We start from the raw sequence: 15,954 nt of genomic DNA, 5'->3' as shown, positions 1-15,954 counted from the left end.
TATTACATTCATCATAGAGATATAAGCACATGAGAAAGTTTCGCCTGACGAAAGCAATGGTCATTGTCGCCACTTTACTATCGACCAATGCAATGGCACAAGACAAGGTACAAATCCCATTTTGGAATTCGATGACTGGCCCCCTGCAAACGTCCCTACAAGACATTGTCAAAGAATTCAACCAATCACAAGACAAATACCAAGTCACATCCGTGCCCAAAGGCAGCTACTCTGACACGTTAACGGCAACTATCGCCTCAGTACGTAGCCACACTTCGCCAGTTCTTGCGCAAGTATACGATGCTGGAACTGTCACTATGATGATCGCAGGAAAAAATGTTGTCTACCCTGTCAACGAGCTATTTAAAAACGCAGGCCAACAGTTAGATAAAAAAGATTTCATTCCTGCAACACTGTCTTATTACAGCAATGGTGAAGGGCAACTCATGTCGATGCCATTTAACTCCTCCACCCCCGTTTTATATTACAATAAAGACTGGTTTAAAAAAGCTGGGATTAAACACGCACCAAGCACGTGGCAAGAATACCAACAAGATGCAGAAAAACTGGTCAAAGTGCCTAACGCACCACAATGTGGCGCAACATCATCTTGGTTTATGTGGACCATGTTTGAAAGCTTTTCTGCGATTCAAAATATCCCATACGGTAACCATGAAAATGGTTTCTCTGGTCTAAGTACTCAGCTACTGCCAAAACCAAATTACTTCATTAAACAGATCACCATGCTGAATAATATGAGTAAGAGTCACGCCTTCCAATATAAAGGCCGAGACGAGGCACCCACTCGTTATTTCCAAAATGGTAAGTGCGGCATGTTAATGACGTCTTCAGGCTCTTATACCGACATTAAAGACACCAGCAAATTCAATCTTGGCGTCACTACACTCCCATACTGGCCATCAGCGGTAGGCAATAAACCTTACCGCAGCATTATCGGTGGCGCATCCATCTGGGCTCTAAAAGGTCACTCTCAAGCGCAATATAAAGGCGCTGCGGCATTCTTGAAGTTCCTTGTTTCCGACAAGATTCAAGCCCAGTGGGCCAAAGAAACTGGCTATATCACTGTTACTAAATCCGCTGAGCAGTACTTAGAGAAAACCGGTTACTTCAAAACGCACCCAGGTGCCAAAGTAGCGTATAAGCAGCTGTCCGATGATAGAGCAAGCGCGCCAGCCGACAACAACAATACTCGCGGCATGCACCTAGGGTTTAACCCAGAGATCCGTGCAACTGGCTACAACGCCATTGAGAGTATGTTCCAAGGCAACTTAACTCCAAAACAAGCCGTTGAAAAACTGCAAAGTAAAGGCACCGCCATCTTGCAGCAATTCAAATCGATCAATAGTTAATCAGGAGTTAGGGTGAATCACCAACAAACTATTGAGCAAGTAGGATACAAGCGACCTTGGGTCGCGGGTATCCTTTTGCTTCCCCAGCTGGCCATATCATTCGCTTTCTTCTATTTACCCATGGCAAGCGAGTTTCGCCAATCTCTATATCAAAGTGACCCATTTGGTTTTTCAGAGCGTTTTGTCGGCCTGAAGAACTTTGAACAATTGATGGGCAACGTGGAATTTTGGCACAACCTATGGACAAGTATTCTAATGGCGGCCTTGATCACCATTGGAGTTATGGCACTTACTTTAGTGCTATCAACCTTGGTCAACTCTGTCCAATCCAAACCCGTGTCTCTGTTGTATCGCACTTTCTTCATGTTGCCCTACGCCATCGCCCCGCCTGTAACGGGCATGATTTGGCTATTTGTGCTATCGCCGTCCGTCGGTGTCATACCACATATTCTGGCAACACTTGGGATTAATTGGGATCCCGTTCTCAACGGTACCGACGCCTTTATTCTGGTGACGATTGCCGCGATATGGAACCAAATTGGCTATAACTTCCTGTTCTATCTCGCGGCACTAAAAGGCATTCCAGGGACTTTGTATGAGGCGGCCACGTTAGATAATGCAAGCCCAGTGCGCAAATTCACCAGCATCACGATTCCAATGTTGCACCCGATGTCACTGTATCTGATCATTGTCAATTTCATCTACAGCTTCTGCTATATCGTAGGGCTCGTCGATGTGACGACAAAAGGTGGCCCCAACAACTCGACCAATATTTTAGTGTATGAGACTTATCAAAAAGGCTTTATCAACAACAATATGGGTATGGGGGCGGTGCTATCCGTACTATTACTCTTCATCGTTGCCGGACTTATTTTCATCCAATTTAAATTTATAAACCGTAAGGCCGCATAAGCATGAAAACCCTGAGTCATTGTTTCAAACACCTTTTTCTCATTTTAGCGGCCGGACTTATTTTGTTGCCCTTCTGGATGGTAATTTCGGTTGCTGGCAGCCACAATAGCGACATCATGGGCTCAACGGCGCCGCTTTGGCCTAATATACCCTTGCTGTTTCATCACATGTACCAAGTCTTATTTGTTGGGGTTTCGGGCTTACCACCCTACGTGGGATTGCTATGGCGCAGCTTTTTGATGGCGAGCGGGATTGCGATAGGAAAAATCGTTTTGTCTATCTGCTCTGCCTACGCGATTGTGTATTTCAGGCTCCCATTTAAACGCGTGTTCTTTGTTGTGATCTTCTTAACGCTAATGTTGCCTATCGAAGTACGTATGCTGCCGAGTTATCAGATCATCGTAAACCTACACCTACTCAACAGCTACACCGGATTGATCTTGCCAGTAATCGCCTCTGCGACTGCCACCTTATTTTTTAAGCAATTTTTCGAAACGATCCCGGTTGAACTGTTAGAGGCAGCTCGCCTAGATAATGCAGGCTACTTACGATTTTTATTCAAAATCGTGCTGCCCTTATCGAAAACCAATATCGCAGCAATATTTTTGATCATGTTCGTCTATGGCTGGAACCAATATTTATGGCCACTGATGATCACTTCAAAGCCCGATTTTTACACCATAATTATGAGCTTGAGTCAGTTAAGTGCCTCGGTCAATAGCCAACCGGAATGGTGGCAAGCGATGGCTGGAACACTCGTGTCCACCATTCCAGTTATCACCTTGATGATTGTGATGCAAAAGTTCTTTGTCAAAGGCCTGATTCAAACAGAAAAATAAGACGATTTCCCCATGCTAAATATTAAAAATTTAACCAAGTGTTACCCTAACGGCTATGAGGCAATTAAAGCGCCCGGCCTTAGCTTTTCCATCCAGCCCAACGAGTTCGTGGTTCTCGTTGGCCCTAGCGGCTGCGGTAAATCCACCTTACTGAGAATGATTTCAGGATTGGAAAGTACCAGCGGTGGCACCATTGATTATCAGGGCACACGCATTGATGACAAAGATCCTGCTCAACGTAAAATCGCGATGGTCTTTCAAAACTACGCCCTATATCCGCACATGAGCGCGTATAACAACATGATGTTTGGTCTGAAAAACCTCAAAGTGCCGAAAGAGGAAGCACACGAAAGAATCACACAAACCGCTCAGATGCTTGATATCGCACATTTGCTGGAAAGAAAACCCGCTATGCTTTCCGGCGGCCAACGCCAACGCATCGCGATTGGACGAGCGATTGTGAAAAAACCGAATATCTTCTTATTCGATGAGCCGTTATCCAATTTAGACGCTCAGCTGCGTAACCACATGCGAATGGAAATTCGTAAGCTGCACAAGCGTCTAAATGCGATTTCGATTTACGTGACCCACGATCAAACCGAAGCCATGACATTAGCGGACAAGCTGGTCGTCCTAAATCAAGGATCGATTGAACAAATCGGCAGCCCTCAAGAGATCTTTGAAAACCCGAACTCTTTGTTTGTCGCTAAATTTATTGGCACATCGCCATTGAATCTGTTGACTAGCGACAATCCGATTCTTCAGCCATGTTCGTTGAGCTCCGACGTGCAAACCCTCACCATTCGTTCAGAAGACGTCATGTATTCCAAACCATGTAAATCTGATTTCATCCAACTTAATCATGGCGAACTAGAGGAACAAGAAATCTTAGGAACAGACTCCTTGTATCACTATGATTTCTCAGGTTTGAGTATCACGATTAAAGCGCCAACCCAGTTGGCCTTAAGTTCGGAGCAAACGCTGTATTTACCTTGGAATAAAATCATGCTGTTTAATAAAGATGGCCAGCGTTCAGCGGAACAACACTCTACACTTCAGCAAAAGCCGGACTCGGTGAGCGCAGCTTAATCTATGACTACTGATGCCTCACACCCGTTGAGGCATCACTTCGTCCTTCCTCGCACATCGCCCCCCTTTCCTAGCATCACTTGAATTCCTATCGTTTTGTACAATACTTCACCAGTATGCACTAGGTGGAATAATGGTGCGCAGAAATTATAAATGGTGACAAGATGTCGGTAGGTAAATGGTTAGGGCTTGCTGCGCTCTTAAGCGTGTTAGTGGTCGGTTATAACGTAATTAGAACCAAAGCGCCCACTCCAATAGGAAACATTGTTATCGCTGAAGCTTCTCAGCCGGTATTCTCTCTGCTCTATATCGCGAAAGAAAAAGGCTTTTTTAAGCAGCAAGGCCTCAATGTGACGTTTCGTTCATTCACTTCCGGACGAGATGCCCTGCAAGACACCGTTGACGGAAACTCTGATTTAGCGACCTCATATGAAACCCCAGTTGTTCTGCAAACTTTGGCTGGCGCGGATCTAAAAGTAATTTCTTCATTGCACTTTTCTAATAAGAACACCGCAATGCTGGCATTAAAGTCAGCGGGAATTCTAAACCCACAAGATTTAATCGGTAAAACCGTCGCCGTCCCGAAAAATACCAATGCGGATTTTTTCCTCAACATGTATTTAGCGAGCGAAGGCATTCCCTTCGACGCGGTAAATACATTAGATGTTAAACCAGAGCATATGCTGAGTGTTTTAGAGCAGAAAAAAGCAGATGCGGTAGCCATTTGGAATCCACACTTATACATTCTAAATCAAACACTAGGAGCAGAAAGCACCAGTTACTTTTACTCGAATGCGTATACGGAGTTTTCTGTATTAGTCGGACAAAGCAAAGTCATCGAAGAAAAGTCCGTGCAAATGGCCGCGATTGCCAAAGCGCTCATCAAGGCTGAGCACTACTTGGGTTCATCTCCACAACAAGCAAAAGAATTAGTGGTGAACTATTTAGGTGACCACTCGCGCTCAAGTGTTGAAGGCACATGGGAAGATTACCAAAAGACCATCAAGTTAAATAATGTGCTCGTGACTATCCTAGAACAAGAAGCGGAATGGATAATAAAACAAAGGAAACTAACACAAGAACAACCTGATTTCCGATCAGTAATTGAGCCTCGCTTTATCAAATCAACGTCCCCTAACGCCGTCACCCTTCTATAAGTTGAGGAATCCTAAAAATGAACAAGATGAGACCTTACAGCATCAACTTAAAGCTTACTATTCCACTTCTTATCATGGGCTTAGTATCGGCATTACAATTTTCTTATTTGCTTAATGAGCTGTCTAATGTTCAACAAAACATTGAAAGAAAAGCAGACGCAATCAGTGAATTAGAGTTACTCACCTTCAGCCTGAATCAGAAAGAAAATAATCTAAGAACCCTATTATTTGATTTCTATGTTTCAAAAAAACCAGAGTTCCTCCACGCGATAGAGAAAGAAAGACTTGGTATTATCAAAGTGTTGGCTGAACTAACAACACTCGATGAATTCAATCTCATCGCCCATGATGCTAACCAATATTTAACCCACCGTGCCAATCTCACCTCCTTAGCTGATCGCTTTATTCAAAATGTGGCCAATGGAAATATCGCAGCAACAAGTAACACTTTCCAGCAATGGAAAATCAAAGAAGAGCAAATGTCGGCATTACACATGGATTTCATGGGAAGCATTTACAACTTAAATCATGCCTCCCTTCGTGATCTGAAATCGTATTTAGACAATCAAACCACACTTTTTTTTGTGTTTATTTTGATTAATATCATTTTGATTATCTCCACGTTCTTTATTACACGGAAGATCATTGTCAGACCACTACACAAGCTAAAGCATGCGGCTAGAAGCGTCGCTAAAGGTAACTACGATATTGATGTTGATCATAAAGCTAATGACGAGCTTAGTTCTTTATCAAAGTCTTTTGCCTCGATGTCTAAAAATGTGAAAAAGTTTAATGTTGAGCTCGAATGTATAGTCGAGAAAAGGACCGAAGAGCTCAACTTGGAGATATCGCAGCGTAAAAATGCAGAAGCCGAGCTAAGAAATAAAATGATCGAGCTAGAACGAAGCAATCAAGATCTTGCTCAATTCGCTTACGTCGCGTCACACGATCTGCAAGAGCCATTAAGAATGGTGGCCAGTTACACTCAATTAATTGAACAAAGATATAGCGATAAGCTAGACCAAGATGGCAAAGAATTTGTCGGCTTTGCAGTCGAAGGCGCGGTGAGAATGCAAAAACTCATTAAAGACTTACTTGAGTATTCAAGAATCAACCGAAAAGAACTGAACCTAGGTATTGTTAACCTAGCTCAGACTCTTTCCGAGATAGAACGAAACCTTAGCTATTTGCTCAAAAGTTCAGAAGGTAAAATAGAATATTCTGAACATTTAACCGATATCGATATCGTCACCGATGAGTCTTTATTACTGCTTCTTCTACAAAACTTGATCACCAACGGCATTAAGTTTCAAAAAGATAGCAGCCCAATCATCCGTATAGAAATCGACTCCGACAAAACTCATTGGCATATTTCCGTCAGTGACAATGGCATAGGCATAAAAGAAGAGTTCCAGCCTCGAATATTCAAAGTATTTCAACGCTTACATAGCCGAAGTGATTACGAAGGTAATGGTATGGGCTTGTCGATATGTAACAACATTGCCGAGAAATTTGGTGGACGAATTTGGGTGGAGTCTTGTTATGGAGAAGGCAGTACCTTCCACTTCACGATAGAGAAAAAACAATGGCTAGGGGATGAACGGGAAAATGCAAATGTGCAGATATATCAAGATATTGCTGGTTGAAGATAATCCTGGTGACGCTCGCTTAACCTTAGAAGCGATGAACAACCATAAAACGCTTCATAACCTTGAAGTGATCCACCTAGAAGATGGTGAAACCGCACTACATTACCTAACTCACACCAATGAATACGGACAGTTTGATGATGGCACGTACCCTGACTTTGTCTTACTCGATTTAAACCTTCCCAAAATCAGTGGCTGGCAATTACTGGACTTTATAAAAGCCAACGACAGATTAAAAAACATCCCTGTCGCGATTCTGTCCTCATCCGATAGACCGCAAGACATCAACAAAGCTTACAGTCATTACGCCAATTGTTATATCACCAAACCTGTTGATTATTCTAAATTCGCTGAGTTCGTACAAGCCATCGACGGATTTTGGTTTTCGGCTGCCCAATTACCCATTTACTCCGATATTGGAGAGCAACATGGCTATTGAACAACATCGAATCAGAACACTGCAAGTAGAGGACAACCCGGGTGATTGTCGTCTTTTATCCGAGTATCTGCATCAGGAACAGGCCACCGACGTCGATCTTTTTCAAGTCTCGACATTATCGGAAGCATGCCAAATCATCAATAAGCACAGTTTTGATGTTGCCTTACTTGATTTATCTCTACCCGACGCCTGTGAGCTTGAAGCTGTGCATGCAATTCTAAAATGCGCTCCACAGATCGCCATCGTGGTCGTCAGTTCATTAGATGATGAAGTCACGGCATTAAAAGCCCTCAAAAGTGGCGCTCAAGACTATATCGTCAAAGGTCGCTTTGATAGTTACGTGCTGCACAAGAGCATCCGCTACGCGTTAGAGCGGAAGATCATTAAAGATCGCCTTAGCTACCTAGCTCAATACGACTCCCTTACTGGGTTACTGAATCGGGGTTCATTTCTATCCAGAGTCAGTGAAGCTTTAGAACGCAGCAAACGAAATAACAGTAATATCGCGGTGTTCTTTATCGACATGGATAAGTTTAAACAAATCAATGACACCTTAGGCCATGCTGCGGGAGATGAGCTTTTACAACAAGTAACCAAACGCTTCCAGAGAAGTGTTCGTAAAGAAGATTACGTAGCTCGACTGGCAGGCGATGAATTTGCCATGCTATTGGAATCAATGAACTCCCTTGAAAGTACTGAAGTGGTCACGAATAAATTATTTGCTTTGATGCAAAAGCCCTTCCTACTTAATGGCAAGAATGTTGAAGTATCCATCAGTGTCGGGATTACGGTTGTCTCTGGAGGCGAAACGTCCACGGAAGAATCTATCAATCAAGCAGATACCGCCATGTACAAAGCAAAAAAACGTCAATGGAACAGCGTCCACTATTACGACAATGAGTTGGAGCAAACCTTAGAAGTTAAAAATATTTTCCAAAACAAACTCAACACAAACCTAAACAGCAAGATGCTGATAGAATTCCAACCCATCGTCAATACAGCCGAAAAAATACTTGGGGTGGAAGCCCTTTTACGTTGGGATATCCCCTCGCAAGGCATCATCTATCCAGAGATGTTTTTGCCTTTCTTAGAAGACTCAGGCCGAATAGTTCAATGTGGAAACTGGGTATTATTCGAGTCATGTCGAACAATAAAAAACTGGTACGATCAACATGTAGTTGATACGGATTTTTACCTATGTGTGAACATTTCGATCAAACAACTGTTAGATGCAGACTTTATATCAACAGTCGAGTACACGCTAGAGCACACACAGTTCCCAGTAGATCGACTCATGTTTGACGTTTCCGAATCAACATTATTTGAATCAAATGAGCGCTGCAAAATAACACTAGAGCAACTGAAGCAATTGAACATTTCCATCACTATCGATCACTTCGGCACCAGTTATTCTTCGCTACAATATATTTCTCAACCGCCCATTGAACAAATAAAAATAGACCGAACGTTTGTGCAAGGGCTACCAGCCGATGCGCAATGCCGCCGAATGGTTAACTCCATCATCGCGTTGGCAAATAGCATGGGAAAATCGGTAATCGCAGAAGGCGTCGAGACCGAGCAACAACAAGAATATTTGACCCACTCTGGCTGCAACACCTTCCAAGGGTATCTCTTCTCAAGACCCGTCTCTGAAAGCACCTTTCTCAGCCTCTATAACAGGAAGTCGAAATTAGAGAGTCAGAAATTGGGGGGATAAGTTATCTGTTCTATGGCAACATCAGATGCCCCTCAATTCTATAACCGCTTGTCATTTTAAACAGGCATATTCGCTAACGTTGACAACGAACCCGCCTTCTAAGTGGGGCTGCTTCATCAAGGCTTCCATGCACTAATCGTTGCGCATTTATCCCCCCCAACGACGCAACCTAGATCTAAGCAATGCATCCCATTCTCAAACAAACAGACTTACCATAGTAAAATAGTCATTTTGCCTAGTATTACCGTCATCTTACCTATTGATTTTAATAGTCTGTTTATAAGATCATTGACGAATCTATTCGGACTAAAAACGCATCATAAAAGAGAATGGACGCAACAAAAATCAATCATTATGTGAATGAATTTTCATGTTATCAGTAGCGTCAATTTCGACTTGCCAATCTAGTTCATTCTATACGAATTCATTAGCCTCACACGCTACCGCGTACAGTTACGTGTGAAAAATAGGGTAAAGATATCTGGAAGTAAATCTTCCCGTGTTCGACATCTAATCAAACGGAGAAAATCTCATGGCCATCAATTTGGACAAAGGTTCATCGATCAATCTCAATAAAAGCGCACCTAGCCTTAAAAAGCTGCGTCTTGGCTTAGGTTGGGATCTTCTTACGAATGGGGCGCCACTCGATCTCGATGCCAGCGTTTTTATTTGTAAATACGACAACAAACAGCAACCAAAATTGATCTCTGACGAACACTTTGTGTTCTACAACAACCTTCAATGCCCATACAATGCTGTCATCCACGATGGCGACAATCGTACTGGCGATGGTGACGGAGACGACGAAGTCATTCATATCAACTTGGCTGACATCAACCCTGCGGCTCAAGAGCTGTCAGTTTTTGTCACTATCCACAACGCGAATGGCCGCACCTTCTCGTCGGTTTCAAATAGCTATATCAATCTTTACAACGAACAGACTGGCGATCTCATCGCCGAGTACAACTTAGGCCAATCATTTAGCGATGAAACCTCTGTTCAAGTCGGTTCATTGGTGAAAGATAATGGCGAATGGATTTTCCACGCAGTCGGTGCTGGATACCAACTCGGTTTAGGCGACATCGTCGCTGGCTATCAGTAAGGTAATATCTGTGGCGATTAATCTAAAAAAGAACTCCACCATATCCCTAGAAAAAGCCGCCCCTCAGCTCTCGAGTATTACTATCGGTCTAGGCTGGGATGTTGCTCAAGCCGACGCTCCCAAAGGTTTTTGGGCATCGTTATTTGGCGCTGGAAAGGAAGATATCGATCTTGATGCTTCATGCGTCTTGCTAGACGAACGAGCCAACGTGATCGACATCGCTTGGTTTCATCAGTTGCGATCACAATGTGGCGCGGTGAAACATCATGGTGACAACCTCACTGGGGCAGGTGAAGGCGATGATGAGCAAATCACCATCGCACTGAAAAAGTTGCCAAAATCAGTGAAACACCTTGCCATCACTGTCAATAGTTATAGCGGGCAATCGTTCAATGAAATTGAAAATGCTTTTTGTCGCGTGATGGATCAAACTGACAATGAAATCTGTCGCTATACCTTAACCGAACAAGGGACACACACTGGCGTTTTGATTGGCCTCCTCAGTAAAGAAAACAACGAGTGGTCGTTTACTTCGAAAGGCGTGCCAATGAGCGGAGTGACCGTCAAAAATATCACCAGCCAACTGTCTGCACACATTCTGGTTCATGACACGGTCAGCGCTTAATCAACTAGGTGAAACCTAAAATCTGATTAGCCGATTTAGATTAACAGCCTGAAGATGCATCATTCAGGCTGTTTTATACACCACGTGGGTAAATAAGATTCACAGATAATGCAGTTTAGGCAAAATGCCTACCAATACCGTCAGTATGACCATTGCTTTTTATCCCCATATCATACGATCATTTTGCCCTTGATCGGACCGAGTGATTAAAATTCAAATATGATTAAAACTTTCCATTCGAAACCACCTTCTAAGACTAGCGACACGAGCGAAAAGCACATAAAACAATTTGAGCATATCGCTCAAAAACAACCAGCGCCACAGCAGAAAAAGACGAGCTCAACCCTTGCATCTAAGCCACGCCAGCCTTCAGTATTATTCAAAAATAGAGTTCATGCGATCAAAAGCGATATCGTGGTCATGAGCCCCGAATGGCGAGAAAAAATTCAGAATATTGTCGCCAACGAGTTTGAAAACCTCGCTGTCAGCAAGTCAGAAAGGCTCTTTATCAAGAATAAATACCTAGACATTAAACTTGAAGACAGCATCCAACAAATCGAGCTGGGTAATGAACTCTCAAAACGTTTTCAACGGGTACAGGCTGATCTGTCTGACTATGCAAAAATTGGAAAAGTCGATCACATTTTAGATCTTGGCCAAGTGATCATTCAGATCGCACAAGGTATAGACATTGATATTTTTAATCCGAATAAGATCTCGACTAAGCTTTCGCGCTTTTTAGGCACCAAGCAACAAAAAGCACAGCGGATAAAATATGAGTTCGATTATGCGAGTGATCAAGTCGATCTAAAGATCAATAAAGTTTATGACAACATCAGTACCATTAAAACGTTTCTGACAGAATTTGATTGCTGGCACAAAGAATTAGTTGGCCTACAGAAAGACACGCTACTGACTATCATTGCTTTAAAATTGAAAATCGCCGATCAAGAACATCATCAAAGTGAGGAACAAGGTTCCATTTTCGAGCGCAACGGCAACTGGCAATATGTTATCGAACGCTGGAAAAAGAAAGTACATACGCTGAACTCACTCAACCAGTCAATCTTATTGACGTTTCCTCAAATTGATTTATACCGCACCAATCTAACCACAAGTTTTGAGCGATTGGAAACGATCAAAATCAATATTATCCAAGTATGGAAACAGCAATTTCTCACTGTTATTGCCATCGACGAATCCAATAGTACTTCTCTGTATTACGACTTGAAAGAAGTTCAAGACACACTCATCACCAACATCAAGGAACTCCAGTAATGGCCTTCAAACCTGTTCGATTCAATTCTCAGCCGGAAAATGTAGTGGCGGAGCCATTAAGCCCAAGTACAGTCACTATAGACCAACATACGCCAGAGAGTTCAATCGTTGCAATCAATGGTAATTCGCTACAGAACACGGTTGTCACCGTAGTCGAAACCCATAAAAAAGAGCTCATTGAGTGCGGACTTTCTCCTGAAAACGCAATAAGCCAAACCGTTAGCCAGCTGTCATCTGTTGACGTGTACTCGCCTCACGGCATCGAAACCTTAGGGAAAAATGCGTCGCAAAAAATTAGCAGCTATTCAGACGAAATGCTCAAGCACGTTCGATGTAAAGATCTTGAAGAAATGGGCAGCAGCCTGACGGAAGTCGTGGGACTTGCTAAAGGGGTCGATATTCAAGGCTTGATCGGAGAAGGCGGCATGTTTTCTCGTGTGGTGGCCAAGTTTAGACACACCAAAGAAAAGATCCTTGCCCACTTCAACACCGTCAGCAAGCAATTAGACCGACTCGTCAAAGAAGTCGATAAACAGCAGAGCACCTTACGTAACCGCTCTACTCAGCTAGACTCCGTATTTGAATATAATATCAACGAATACAAAGAACTATCACTAACCATCATCTACGGGGAATCGAAAAAGCAGCTGATTCAAGAAAGAATCAATGAATTGAGCCAAACCGATGAAGAGCCACTATCGCCGTTTCGCGTTCAAGAAATTAACGACTTACAAGATACCTTCAATCGCGTCGAAAAACGTGTTCACGATTTGAAATCGTTACAAATTCTTGCGCTACAAACCGCGCCAATGATCCGTATGGTGCAATCGAACAACATCTCCCTTATCGAGAAGTTCGATAACATCAAGATGCTAACGATCCCGTCTTGGAAAAAACAGTTCACACTCGCGATTTCCATGTTGGAACAGAAGAAATCAATCGCTCTTGCCAACAAAATTGACGATACCACTAACGACTTGATTCGAAAAAATGCCGATATGCTAAGACAAAATACCATTCAAGCGGCGCGAGCGAGTCAACGTAGCATTGTCGACATTGAAACCCTAGAGCATGTCCAATCCACCCTGATTTCCACCCTTCAAGATGTGGTTGCGATTGAACAAGAAGGTGCAAGAAACCGACAAGCCGCTGATCAAAAAATGGTTTCAATGAGAACCGAATTATCCAACATCATTCACTAACCTCATCCACAGATAGAAAGAGAACAACGCATGGCGATTAATTTAGAAAAAGGCTCCTCAATTAACCTCAATAAAAGCGAACCAAGCTTGAGCAAGCTACGACTTGGCTTAGGCTGGGATCTCATCAACAATGAGCCACCATTAGACATCGATTGTTGCGCATTCATCTGTAAATATGATTCGCAAAACCAACCAAAGCTATTATCAGACCAACATTTCATCTTCTACAACAACTTACGTTGCCCACAACAAGCAGTCATACATGAAGGTGACAATCGCACGGGTGCGGGTGACGGCGACGATGAAACGATTCTAATCGAATTACAAAAATTAGATCCAAGCGCACAAGAGATATCCATCTTTGTGACGATCCATAACGCCAACGGCCGCGCGTTTTCACACGTGAACAATAGCTACATCAAGCTATATAACGAACTCACTGGCGCGGTTATTGCGGAATACAACTTAGGCCAAGAGTTTAGCTCGGAGACCGCTGTACAAGTTGGTTCACTCGTCAAAGACAACAATGAGTGGATTTTCCATGCAGTTGGCGCAGGCTACCAACTTGGCCTAGGCGATATCGTTGCTGGCTACCAATAAGGACAAGGATCAATGTCGATCAATTTAGAGAAAAACTCTACGATTTGCTTAACCAAGAAAGCGCCAGCATTATCCAATATTACGGTCGGGCTTGGCTGGGATGTTGCCAAAAGCAAAGGTCTATTTGGCGCTCTTTTAGGAGCTAAATCCATCGATCTTGACGCGTCATGCGTATTGATTGATGAATCAAAGCAAATTGTTGATACCGTTTGGTTCCAAAAGCTACGTTCGATGTTTGATGCGGTCGTACACCAAGGAGACAACTTAACTGGCGCTGGCGATGGTGACGACGAGCAAATCAAAATAGCCCTAAATAAAATACCGCAAGCAGTTAAGTACCTCGCGATTACCGTCAATAGCTTTAGCGGCCAGTCTTTCAAATCGGTTGCAAACGCCTACTGCCGCGTAATCGATGAAAACACGGGGGAAATGTGCCGCTTCACGCTCACAGAGCAAGGCGATCACACGGGTTTATTTATCGGCTTATTCACCCGCGAAGGGAGCGAGTGGATGTTTACCTCTAAAGGCGTCCCCCTCAGTGGTCGCACGGTGAAAAGCATGAGCGATACCTTAGTTCAATACCTCTAGAGAACTAAAACAATCTAGGTAGTGAGCAAAGCATTACAGCTAACGAACACTGGCTGTATTCGTATCTCGAACAAAGAAAAAACCCGTTCATCATTGATGAGCGGGCTTTTAGTACCAACAGTTACAATACCCGCTGGCCCATTGCATCAATGATCATTTCGCCATCTTCTTTGTGATACGGTCCTTGTGGCCAGACTCCTAACAAATCTAATATCGCGTCACTTGGCCGGCACAACTTAACCCCTTTTTCACTACATACGATTGGGCGATTGACTAACACTGGATGCTGCAACATGGCTGCTAGAATTTGCTCGTCAGATACAGATTCATCCAATAAACCGAGTTCTTTCGCGGGAGATTTCGTCGTTCTCAGTGCAGTGCGCGGCGTTAATCCAGCGGCAGCAAACAGCGCCAATAGTTGAGATTGCGTCCAACCTTCGTTTAGGTAGTCAATGACCTTTGGCGAGTAGCCCGCATCTTGAATCATTTTAAGCACATTTCTAGAAGTGCCGCAGTCTGGGTTGTGATGAATCACTATCATTTTTCTATCCTAATACTTGGGGAAATATCGTCATTAAATGCTGCGCTGATTCACTCGCTGACTGAGCTGCTCGGCGCTTTCTAGCCGCTCTGAGTAACGATCAACTAAATAGTCACTATTGTCCCGTGTTAGCAAAGTAAACTTAACTAATTCTTCCATCACATCAACGATACGCTGGTAGTAAGAAGAAGGCTTCATGCGATCATTTTCGTCAAATTCAAGAAATGCCTTAGCCACAGAAGACTGATTTGGAATGGTGATCATTCGCATCCAACGACCAAGCACACGTAGTTGGTTAACCACATTAAATGATTGGCCGCCACCCGACACTTGCATCACCGCTAACGTTTTTCCTTGAGTCGGACGAACTGCGCCTAGCGATAAAGGTATCCAATCAATCTGCGTTTTCATGATGCCAGTCATCGCACCGTGTCGTTCCGGTGAACACCACACCTGCCCTTCCGACCACATCACCATCTCTCGCAGTTCCACCACTTTCGGATGGCTGCCGTCTTCACTATCAGGCTGCGGTAAATCTTCAGGATCAAAGATCTTCACCTCTGCGCCCATTCGCACCAACAAACGCGCCGATTCTTCAATCACTAAGCGGCTAAAGGAGCGCTTACGGAGCGATCCGTATAACAATAAAATTCGCGGTTTGTGTGTCGAAACAGGCGCAACCAACTGCTCATTCTGTGGCTCGTTCAGTTGGCTTTCGTTTAAATTTGGTGTCGAAAAATCGGTAATCTTCATCTTTTGACCCTATCTATATCGGTTGTCATTGAGCTGGCTTGATGGTGGTGAGCATCACCTAACACGCGCATTGATCTAACACGAGCATTGTTC

Annotated in this window: 16 protein-coding genes; 14 read left to right on the top strand and 2 right to left on the bottom strand. The window is 43.5% G+C overall.

Translation table 11 applies throughout. From position 1 onward, the window contains the following. The first annotated feature begins 29 nt into the window (after nucleotides 1-29). From L4C34_RS16865 to L4C34_RS16800, 14 genes are all read left to right on the top strand, one after another. On the top strand, nucleotides 30-1,370 hold the full coding sequence (locus L4C34_RS16865; RefSeq protein WP_428790512.1) for an extracellular solute-binding protein: 1,341 nt from the start codon (nucleotides 30-32) through the stop codon (nucleotides 1,368-1,370). A 12-nt stretch (nucleotides 1,371-1,382) separates the two neighbouring features. Further along, nucleotides 1,383-2,282, top strand: a complete 900-nt coding sequence (locus tag L4C34_RS16860) for a carbohydrate ABC transporter permease (RefSeq protein ID WP_428790511.1) — start codon at nucleotides 1,383-1,385, stop codon at nucleotides 2,280-2,282. A 2-nt stretch (nucleotides 2,283-2,284) separates the two neighbouring features. Next, nucleotides 2,285-3,121: an ABC transporter permease subunit gene (locus tag L4C34_RS16855; RefSeq protein ID WP_428790510.1), complete on the top strand. Its 837-nt coding sequence runs from the start codon at nucleotides 2,285-2,287 to the stop codon at nucleotides 3,119-3,121. A 12-nt stretch (nucleotides 3,122-3,133) separates the two neighbouring features. Continuing rightward, nucleotides 3,134-4,210 (top strand): ABC transporter ATP-binding protein, encoded by a 1,077-nt coding sequence (locus tag L4C34_RS16850; protein ID WP_428790509.1) that lies wholly within the window; start codon nucleotides 3,134-3,136, stop codon nucleotides 4,208-4,210. Between the two features lie 164 nt (nucleotides 4,211-4,374). Beyond that, complete coding sequence (locus L4C34_RS16845; protein ID WP_428790508.1) at nucleotides 4,375-5,367, top strand: ABC transporter substrate-binding protein; 993 nt, start codon at nucleotides 4,375-4,377, stop codon at nucleotides 5,365-5,367. Between the two features lie 17 nt (nucleotides 5,368-5,384). Beyond that, the gene (locus tag L4C34_RS16840) at nucleotides 5,385-7,013 is read left to right on the top strand and encodes a sensor histidine kinase (RefSeq protein ID WP_428790507.1); all 1,629 of its coding nucleotides are present in this window, start codon (nucleotides 5,385-5,387) and stop codon (nucleotides 7,011-7,013) included. Then, nucleotides 6,982-7,455, top strand: coding sequence for a response regulator (locus L4C34_RS16835; RefSeq protein WP_428790506.1), 474 nt, complete (start codon nucleotides 6,982-6,984; stop codon nucleotides 7,453-7,455). The genes L4C34_RS16840 and L4C34_RS16835 overlap by 32 nt, the downstream gene beginning before the upstream one ends. Beyond that, a complete protein-coding gene (locus L4C34_RS16830; protein WP_428790505.1) occupies nucleotides 7,445-9,172 on the top strand; it encodes a two-component system response regulator in 1,728 nt (575 codons plus the stop codon). Before L4C34_RS16835 ends, L4C34_RS16830 begins: the two co-directional genes overlap by 11 nt. Nucleotides 9,173-9,704: 532 nt before the next feature. Beyond that, nucleotides 9,705-10,274 (top strand): TerD family protein, encoded by a 570-nt coding sequence (locus L4C34_RS16825; RefSeq protein ID WP_428790504.1) that lies wholly within the window; start codon nucleotides 9,705-9,707, stop codon nucleotides 10,272-10,274. 10 nt (nucleotides 10,275-10,284) lie between these two features. Continuing rightward, nucleotides 10,285-10,899, top strand: a complete 615-nt coding sequence (locus tag L4C34_RS16820; RefSeq protein ID WP_428790503.1) for a TerD family protein — start codon at nucleotides 10,285-10,287, stop codon at nucleotides 10,897-10,899. 219 nt (nucleotides 10,900-11,118) lie between these two features. Next, entirely contained in the window at nucleotides 11,119-12,177 is a 1,059-nt protein-coding gene (locus L4C34_RS16815; protein WP_428790502.1) for a hypothetical protein, read from the top strand. Continuing rightward, nucleotides 12,177-13,379 carry a toxic anion resistance protein gene (locus L4C34_RS16810; RefSeq protein WP_428790501.1) on the top strand — a complete coding sequence of 401 codons (1,203 nt, stop codon included), beginning with the start codon at nucleotides 12,177-12,179 and terminating at the stop codon, nucleotides 13,377-13,379. The genes L4C34_RS16815 and L4C34_RS16810 overlap by 1 nt, the downstream gene beginning before the upstream one ends. Nucleotides 13,380-13,409: 30 nt before the next feature. Further along, a complete protein-coding gene (locus L4C34_RS16805) occupies nucleotides 13,410-13,979 on the top strand; it encodes a TerD family protein (protein ID WP_428790500.1) in 570 nt (189 codons plus the stop codon). A 12-nt stretch (nucleotides 13,980-13,991) separates the two neighbouring features. Further along, on the top strand, nucleotides 13,992-14,567 hold the full coding sequence (locus tag L4C34_RS16800) for a TerD family protein (protein WP_428790499.1): 576 nt from the start codon (nucleotides 13,992-13,994) through the stop codon (nucleotides 14,565-14,567). Between the two features lie 121 nt (nucleotides 14,568-14,688). On the opposite strand, the gene arsC is transcribed toward L4C34_RS16800, so the two are convergent. Next, nucleotides 14,689-15,108 carry an arsenate reductase (glutaredoxin) gene (gene arsC / locus L4C34_RS16795; protein WP_428790498.1) on the bottom strand — a complete coding sequence of 140 codons (420 nt, stop codon included), beginning with the start codon at nucleotides 15,106-15,108 and terminating at the stop codon, nucleotides 14,689-14,691. 33 nt (nucleotides 15,109-15,141) lie between these two features. Continuing rightward, nucleotides 15,142-15,861: an arsenical resistance protein ArsH gene (gene arsH, locus L4C34_RS16790; RefSeq protein WP_428790497.1), complete on the bottom strand. Its 720-nt coding sequence runs from the start codon at nucleotides 15,859-15,861 to the stop codon at nucleotides 15,142-15,144. Between the last annotated feature and the right edge of the window lie 93 nt (nucleotides 15,862-15,954).

This window comes from Vibrio profundum, from assembly GCF_050337555.1.
Taxonomy (GTDB): domain Bacteria; phylum Pseudomonadota; class Gammaproteobacteria; order Enterobacterales; family Vibrionaceae; genus Vibrio; species Vibrio profundum.
This window is presented reverse-complemented; position numbering and strand designations above follow the sequence as displayed.

Bases quoted from the DNA above. Each gene is read 5' to 3' on its own strand.
- L4C34_RS16830 (WP_428790505.1), top strand. From the start codon at position 7,445: ATGGCTATTGAACAACATCGAATCAGAACACTGCAAGTAGAGGACAAC.
- L4C34_RS16805 (WP_428790500.1), top strand. From the start codon at position 13,410: ATGGCGATTAATTTAGAAAAAGGCTCCTCAATTAACCTCAATAAAAGC.
- arsH (WP_428790497.1), bottom strand. From the start codon at position 15,861: ATGAAGATTACCGATTTTTCGACACCAAATTTAAACGAAAGCCAACTG.
- L4C34_RS16865 (WP_428790512.1), top strand. From the start codon at position 30: ATGAGAAAGTTTCGCCTGACGAAAGCAATGGTCATTGTCGCCACTTTA.
- L4C34_RS16840 (WP_428790507.1), top strand. From the start codon at position 5,385: ATGAACAAGATGAGACCTTACAGCATCAACTTAAAGCTTACTATTCCA.
- L4C34_RS16850 (WP_428790509.1), top strand. From the start codon at position 3,134: ATGCTAAATATTAAAAATTTAACCAAGTGTTACCCTAACGGCTATGAG.
- L4C34_RS16825 (WP_428790504.1), top strand. From the start codon at position 9,705: ATGGCCATCAATTTGGACAAAGGTTCATCGATCAATCTCAATAAAAGC.
- L4C34_RS16815 (WP_428790502.1), top strand. From the start codon at position 11,119: ATGATTAAAACTTTCCATTCGAAACCACCTTCTAAGACTAGCGACACG.
- L4C34_RS16810 (WP_428790501.1), top strand. From the start codon at position 12,177: ATGGCCTTCAAACCTGTTCGATTCAATTCTCAGCCGGAAAATGTAGTG.
- arsC (WP_428790498.1), bottom strand. From the start codon at position 15,108: ATGATAGTGATTCATCACAACCCAGACTGCGGCACTTCTAGAAATGTG.
- L4C34_RS16845 (WP_428790508.1), top strand. From the start codon at position 4,375: ATGTCGGTAGGTAAATGGTTAGGGCTTGCTGCGCTCTTAAGCGTGTTA.
- L4C34_RS16835 (WP_428790506.1), top strand. From the start codon at position 6,982: ATGTGCAGATATATCAAGATATTGCTGGTTGAAGATAATCCTGGTGAC.
- L4C34_RS16800 (WP_428790499.1), top strand. From the start codon at position 13,992: ATGTCGATCAATTTAGAGAAAAACTCTACGATTTGCTTAACCAAGAAA.
- L4C34_RS16855 (WP_428790510.1), top strand. From the start codon at position 2,285: ATGAAAACCCTGAGTCATTGTTTCAAACACCTTTTTCTCATTTTAGCG.